Below are 6,572 nucleotides of genomic sequence, written 5' to 3'. Positions count from 1 at the left end.
CACACCTCCAGCTCGCCTTCAAGTCCCGCGGAAGCCTCCTCGGCCAACGCCTTGAAGATGGAGGCATAATCGTTCCTACCGCGTACCGCGCCCAAGGCCGTGAGCGCACGATCGAAACTCTCGCTCACCCCGGCCTCTTTGACGGCGGCGACCCGCTTCTTGCTCTCGAGCCGTGCACTATTGACCGTGCGAGAAGCCTTCTTTCGCGTCGTGCGCTCAGCTTCATCCACGCGGTTGGTGCGAATCGACTCTGCCTGATCGCCCGCATCCTCGGCGATCGCCTCTGCCTGATCGCGAGCAACCCGAAGAATCTGGTCACATTCGCCTTGCGCCTGATCTTCGAGGGCTCTGAAGATATCTTCGAGTGCCATCTTTCGAATTCTCCTCCGCGTTGCTTGCTATCGAGAGACCTCTACGCGCCGTTGATCATGATCGCGGAAACGAAACCAAGCAAAACGATAACTTCCGGTAGCGCCTGGAGTGTGATGATCCAGATTGCCACCTCCGGGCGCTCTGCGAGAGTGCCGGCACCAGCGGAGCCGATTTTCGCCTGTGCGTACCCAGCGCCCAATGCCGACATACCCATAGCCAGACCGGCAGCGATCGCCTTACCTACACTCGTCTGCCAGTCTGCGGCAGGAGCAACAGCTTCCTCTGCCAGAGCGATTGCCGGTACCATCATGGTCAGTACGAACGTACTGCCAAACACCAACCTTGCGAGCCGATTCTTGATCATGCGCTCTTTTCACCTCCGGTTTTCGTGAACGGTTTGTATTGCTGGTTTCCCGTCTCATAAAACGTCCCAAAGAACTCCAGGAAGTTGAGACGTAGTGCATGGACTGTAGGCGTGAAGACTGCCAGAACCAGGTGGATCGAGTGGAACAGCAGCGCCACGATGATACCGACGATCGGGGGGAAGCCCCCGGCCATCTCATTGATGGCACTCGCGAAGATCGCGTCGGAAAGACCGATGGCCATGATACGCAGGTAGCTTGCGGTGTGAGACACCGTCTCGATCGTCTCGACGAAGCCCATCATCCCGCCGAATCGCAGGACCACGAGCACGCCCCCGCCGAGAGCGATCGCGCCGATCGCTTTCACGACCGGGTTCTGGTTGAGGAGCACCATGCCGACGATGAGGATGATCGCGCCGAGCACGAACGCAGCCAGGCCGCCCTTGATCCATGCGTGCTTCTTGTGCTTCATCCTGAGCGAGTTGATCAGGCCAAGGATGAGGCCGAAGAGGATCTGCACGACGCCGAGACCGAGCGCCATGATCATGAGCGGCATGACGGCGTGCTCGCGGCCGTATGGCAAGGAGAAGCCCTGACCGAGCGAAATGATCGGGAACATGAACTCGCCGTGCTTCCACAGCAGGCCACCGAAGACCTCACCGTAGAAGACGCCGAACATGATCGCGGAGGTGGCTGCGGGGCCGAGCAGACCGGTCGCCAGCTGCACAGCGGCGCTGTCCTTGTACTTGAACCGCATCCACAGGATGATCGCCAGCATGACTGCGCCGTACCCGATGTCACCGACGATCATGCCGAAGATGAGCGGGTAGCTGATGGCCCAGATCGTCGACGGGTCGATGGTGCCGTACATGGGCTTGCCGCCCATGAGGTAGCTCATCGCCGCCGACGCCGGCTGGACCCACTGGGGGTTCTTCAGGGAGACCGGTGTCTCCTCATAGTCGTGCTGGTCGATCTCGAGCTGGTTGACGATGACATCCGGGCCGAACTTGTCCGAGATGAGCTTCCGGAAGTCCTTCACGCTCTCCACGGGCAGCCAGCCGGTGATGACGAATGCATACTCCGTCTGGCCGAACTTCGGAATCGCGGCGGTCTCGTCGATCTTGTCCACGAGCACGTCGCGGACCGTGGTGAGCTTCATGTACCAGGTGTTGGACATCGACGCGAGTTCTTCCCTGACCTTCTCGAGCTGCGTCGGCAGGTCCTGACGACGCTGCTTCAGCTGGTCGTACGCCACGTCGAACGGCATGTCCTGGAAATCGGAGGGCAACCGTACCTGGTTGACGTTCTCCACGGCGAGGAACTTGTGAACCGCCTCGGAGTACTTCTTGCTGAACACCATGATGACTGCGGTGGTGTCCTCGTCCACGTCGGTGGAGACGATCTCGCACTGGTTGGACGTGATCCCGTCGAGTTCCTTCTTGAGACCCTCGAGCGCGCCCTTGTAGCGACGCTCAACGAGCAGCGCGACCGAGTCGTATGCACCCGTGGTCACGATCTGCTTCGCGAGGGGCTGGATCTTCTGGAGGATCGGCTCGTAGCGCGCCAGGAGGCCCATCTCGGCCTCCATCGAGAACTGCGCCTGCGCGAGGCTCGACGTGCGGTCCTCGACCTGGTCGATGACCTTCGTCACCTCGGCGGCGAGTTCCTTACTGTCGAGCTGCCACAGCTCAAGGTAGTGCTTCTGCCGCGCAACCTCGTCGACAGCCTCGGACGGGAGGTGCAGCGCCTTGATGATCGAGCGCAGACGGATGAGCAGTTCCTCCATGCGCTCCTGCTCGGCGAGCTGGTTCTCAACCACTTCCATCTGATCCAGCGGAAGCTCACCGGCGCCGATCTTCTTTGAAAGGTCCTCGATATGCAGAGTGCCCGCCTCATGGAGCAGACTGAGAACATCAAGAAAGATGTTCTTCGGGCCAATCAGCTCCATCCGTGCCATTGGGACCAACATATGCGCCCTCCCCCCCGATTCCTCGGGATTCCTCGAGCTGCTGCGGGCGTCAGACCGCGGTGACGAGCTTAACGACGAACTCCGCCGCCTGGCTCTGACGCTTCGCCAATTCCTCTTTGAGCTCCCCGACCTCGACAACGCCCTGCTTCTTGACGTCCTCGATCGAAGACTCCACACCCGCGAGCACCTTGTCGCCATGTTCCTTCGCGAGCCGCTCTGCGTCAGCGTGGGCGCTACGCACGATGTCCAGTGCGCGCTGGCGCGCGTCGCTGATCATCTTGTCTGCCTGGTTGCGCGCCGCGAACACCCGGCCGGAGATCTCCATCTCCTTCTCGCGGATCTGGAACAGCGGTGAGTTGGCGTCCCGGGTGACCGCGTCCTGATGGAATCTGATCTCCTCCAGAACTTTCTCGTCCATCGGGCTCTCCTTGGTAGCAGTACTGGTACGAACGTCCTCTGCGAGCCGATCCGGTTTTGCCGGACATTTCCACCCCGGCGCCCGGGCAGTCGCGGTTGTGCCGCAACAGGCGGGCGGGAGCGCTCGCGCGTTCCCGTCTGATGGCGTTGTTCGCCAAGAAGAAGGCGAACTCCTGCAACGCCTCCACACAATTTGTTCAGCGTTCTTGAGACGCCGACCTCCCCCGGGTGCGCCAAACGTGGCGACGTGCCGGGACGAGTGCCCCTGGAGCCTACGCGGGGCGATACTCGCGGCCGAGACGGAGCGCGAATCCGCAGGCCATCTCGTAGTTGATGGTGCCGGCGAGGTTCGCGACTTCATCCATCGCGATCGTTTCCCGGCCTTGAGTTCCCACGATCACGGCCTCGTCCCCCACATGCACGTCAAGCCCGTTCGGGACCTCGACCATGAGCTGGTCCATGCAGACCCGGCCGACCTGCGCGCATCGGCGACCGCCGATGAGCACCGACATCTGGTTGGAAAGCACGCGGTGGACACCGTCGGCGTAGCCGAGCGGGAGGGTGGCGATCGTCGCAGGCCCGCCAGCGTGCCAGGTAAGACCGTAGCTGACGCCGTCACCGAGACCGATGCGCTTCAGAAACGACACGCGCGCCCGGACACTCATCACCGGCTCGAGCGCCACCGAGCCGACGGTTGCTGCCGAGGGATGCAGTCCATACATCGCGATGCCGCAGCGCACCATGTCGAGATGCGTCTCCGGGTGCAGGACCGTCGCTGCGCTGTTCGCCGCATGCACGATGGCGGGACGCACGCCTTCGGTGCGCATCGCGTCCAACGCGGTCGACAGACGAGTCACCTGCCGGTCGAACTCCCAATCGCCCGGCGTGTCGGCCGTCGCGAAGTGGGTGAAGACCCCCTCGAGCACGATGCCCGGAAGGTCCGATATCCGCGACGCGAGGCCGGCGGCGTCCTCGGCGCGAACACCGATGCGGTTCATGCCGGTGTCGATCTTGAGGTGACAGACCGCTTCTCGCTGAGCGAGCATCGCCGCGCGGCTGACCGCGACTGCGGACTCTCTGCTCGCGATCGTAGCGATGAGGTCGTGCTCCAACACAAGCGATGCACCGTCTGGCGGGATCTCCGCGAGGATCTGGAGCGGGGCGGTCACGCCGGCTTCACGGAGCACGATGGCTTCCTCGAGCGTGGCCACGCCGAGGCGATCGGCGCCCGCATCAACAGCGGCCTGTGCCACCTCGCGCGCACCGTGTCCGTATCCGTCAGCTTTCACGACCGCCATGAAGCGTGTCGTGCGCGGCGTGAGCGCTTTGAGCGTGCGCACGTTGACCGAAAGAGCGCTGAGATCGACCTCGGCCCAGGCACCGCGACGGTACGGCATGAGCTAGCCCTCGGCGATGAGCGATCGGACGATGTCCGACTTGCTGATGATCCCGACGAGCGTGCCGCCTTCGAGCACGGGCACGCGGCTCACGTCGCGGTCGACCATCAGCGTGGCGACGTCGCTTACGCTCATGTTCGCCTCGACCGTGACGGGGTCGGTGGACATGACGTCCTCCACGGTGGCGCCGACGGCTTTCTTCAGCTCGGATTCGAAGCGCGCAGTCGCGGGCGGATACATGATGAAGCCGTCGAGAAGATGCAGGTACGTCGGGAACTCCACCTTGACGTCCCGCATGATCAGATCGCCCTCGGTGACGAGCCCGATGAGATCTTCGCCGGCGAGTACAGGCAGCGCACCGACACGGTTCTCGACCATCAGACGGGCCGCGTCGGTCACCGACAGATCGGCTGACACGGTGAGCGGATCCTTTGTCATGATGTCACGTGCGGTGAGATCGGCCATGGTACCTCCAGGTGTCGGAATGGATCGCGGCCCTCGCCGCGCACCTCGATTCTACCCGCTTCGGACCTCGCGCACAGCGTCGGGAAGGAAGCCGACGATGTCCGCCGAGGTGAAGCAGGTCTCGGTGAGCCGCGCAGTCCCGAACTCGGCGGCGCGTCCATGGAGATGCGCGGCCACAACGGCTGCATCGAAGGGCGCAACGCCTTGCGCGAGCAGGGTACCGATCATCCCTGTGAGCACGTCACCGGATCCCGCTCGCGCGAGTCCCGCGTTGCCCGCCAGGACCACCGCCATGCGGTCGGCGCTCGCCACGAGCGTTCGAGCCCCTTTGAGCAGCGACACGCGGGACTCCCCCGCCAGCCGCGCTGCCGCACCGGGACGGTCCGCAACGACCTCGCCGGTGTCGCAGCCGAGAAGTCGGGCAGCCTCCCCGGGATGCGGCGTGATCACCAGCGGCACCCGGGCTGCGTCGAGCGACGCCAGGTCGCCCCCGAGCACGTTGAGCGCGTCGGCATCGAGCACGACGGGGGCTGTCGCATCGCGCACGAGAGCGCGCACGATCTCTCCCACGCTCGGCGACGTCGTCAATCCCGGACCCACCACGATCGCGTCCGCATCCGCGACGGCTGTTAGAACGGCGTCCACGCGCGCCATCGAACCGTCGAGCGCGGCCGGCACCGCGCGCACGATCGCACTCGGTAGCGTCATACGCACAACGTCCGCCATCGGCTCGGGCACGACTGCATAAACGTACCCCGCGCCCATGCGCAGCGCCCCGGAAACGGCGAGCACCGCAGCGCCCGAGTACATGGCCGAGCCCGCGATGACGGCAACGCGTCCGCGCGCACCCTTGTGGTCCCCGGTTTCCGGCCACGGGAAGATCGGCTGGAAGTCGGATGGTCGCGGCACCTCCAGCCCGCCTTCGGCCTCCACCATGCCCGGAGGAATCCCGATGTCGGCAACGACGATCGCGCCCGCATGCTCCGCGCCTGGATAGAGAAGTAGCCCCCGCTTGTGCGCCGTGAACGTCACCGTCACATCTGCGCGCACTGCAAGACCGGCGACAGCACCCGTATCGGCGTCGACGCCGGAGGGCACGTCGGCCGAGAGTACGAAGGCGCCCGAATCGGCGATGGCTGCCACGACCGCCGCTGCCGGTTCCCTTATCGCGCCGCGCAAGCCAAAGCCGAACATCGCGTCCACGATCGCTGCGACACCCTCAAGGGAGACCGCCGCCGTCCCGACAAGCGCCCATGGGACGCCCGCTGCCAGCGCAGCGCCTGCCGCCTCGGCCGCGGGACTCGCAAGCGCCTCGACCGCGACGAGTGAAAGGACGCGCACCCTCCTGCCCGCCGCCTGCAACATGCGGGCAGCGACCCAGCCATCCCCGCCGTTGTTGCCGGGACCGCATACGACGAGTACGTCACCCTCGGGGACGCGCCGAAGCGCCTCCGAAGCCAGGGCGGCTCCCGCACGCTCCATCAACTCGCCGAGAGTCGCGATCCCCTCGGCAACGGCACGCTCCTCGATCGCCCGCATCTGCTGCGCTGTGAGCGCGTACTGCATCCGGCCCCCCCATCGAACAGGGCC

7 protein-coding genes are annotated in these 6,572 nt (G+C 64.7%); all 7 read right to left on the bottom strand.

Annotated features, from left to right (window positions below; all coding sequences use genetic code 11):
- Positions 1-371, bottom strand: a 371-nt coding sequence (locus Q7W51_11870) for a V-type ATP synthase subunit E family protein (GenBank protein MDO8849072.1), incomplete at its 3' end; no start/stop codon positions are given.
- A gap of 41 nt (positions 372-412) precedes the next feature.
- Positions 413-604 carry an ATPase gene (locus Q7W51_11865; GenBank protein MDO8849071.1) on the bottom strand — a complete coding sequence of 64 codons (192 nt, stop codon included), beginning with the start codon at positions 602-604 and terminating at the stop codon, positions 413-415.
- A 128-nt stretch (positions 605-732) separates the two neighbouring features.
- Entirely contained in the window at positions 733-2,703 is a 1,971-nt protein-coding gene (locus Q7W51_11860) for a V-type ATPase 116kDa subunit family protein (GenBank protein ID MDO8849070.1), read from the bottom strand.
- 49 nt (positions 2,704-2,752) lie between these two features.
- Complete coding sequence (locus Q7W51_11855; protein ID MDO8849069.1) at positions 2,753-3,121, bottom strand: V-type ATPase subunit subunit G family protein; 369 nt, start codon at positions 3,119-3,121, stop codon at positions 2,753-2,755.
- A 271-nt stretch (positions 3,122-3,392) separates the two neighbouring features.
- A complete protein-coding gene (gene alr, locus Q7W51_11850; GenBank protein ID MDO8849068.1) occupies positions 3,393-4,517 on the bottom strand; it encodes an alanine racemase in 1,125 nt (374 codons plus the stop codon).
- 3 nt (positions 4,518-4,520) lie between these two features.
- A complete protein-coding gene (locus Q7W51_11845) occupies positions 4,521-4,982 on the bottom strand; it encodes a CBS domain-containing protein (protein MDO8849067.1) in 462 nt (153 codons plus the stop codon).
- 51 nt (positions 4,983-5,033) lie between these two features.
- On the bottom strand, positions 5,034-6,548 hold the full coding sequence (locus Q7W51_11840; protein ID MDO8849066.1) for an NAD(P)H-hydrate dehydratase: 1,515 nt from the start codon (positions 6,546-6,548) through the stop codon (positions 5,034-5,036).
- Between the last annotated feature and the right edge of the window lie 24 nt (positions 6,549-6,572).

The sequence above is a fragment of the Coriobacteriia bacterium genome, assembly GCA_030652115.1.
Lineage (GTDB): Bacteria > Actinomycetota > Coriobacteriia > Anaerosomatales > Anaerosomataceae > UBA6100.
This window is presented reverse-complemented; position numbering and strand designations above follow the sequence as displayed.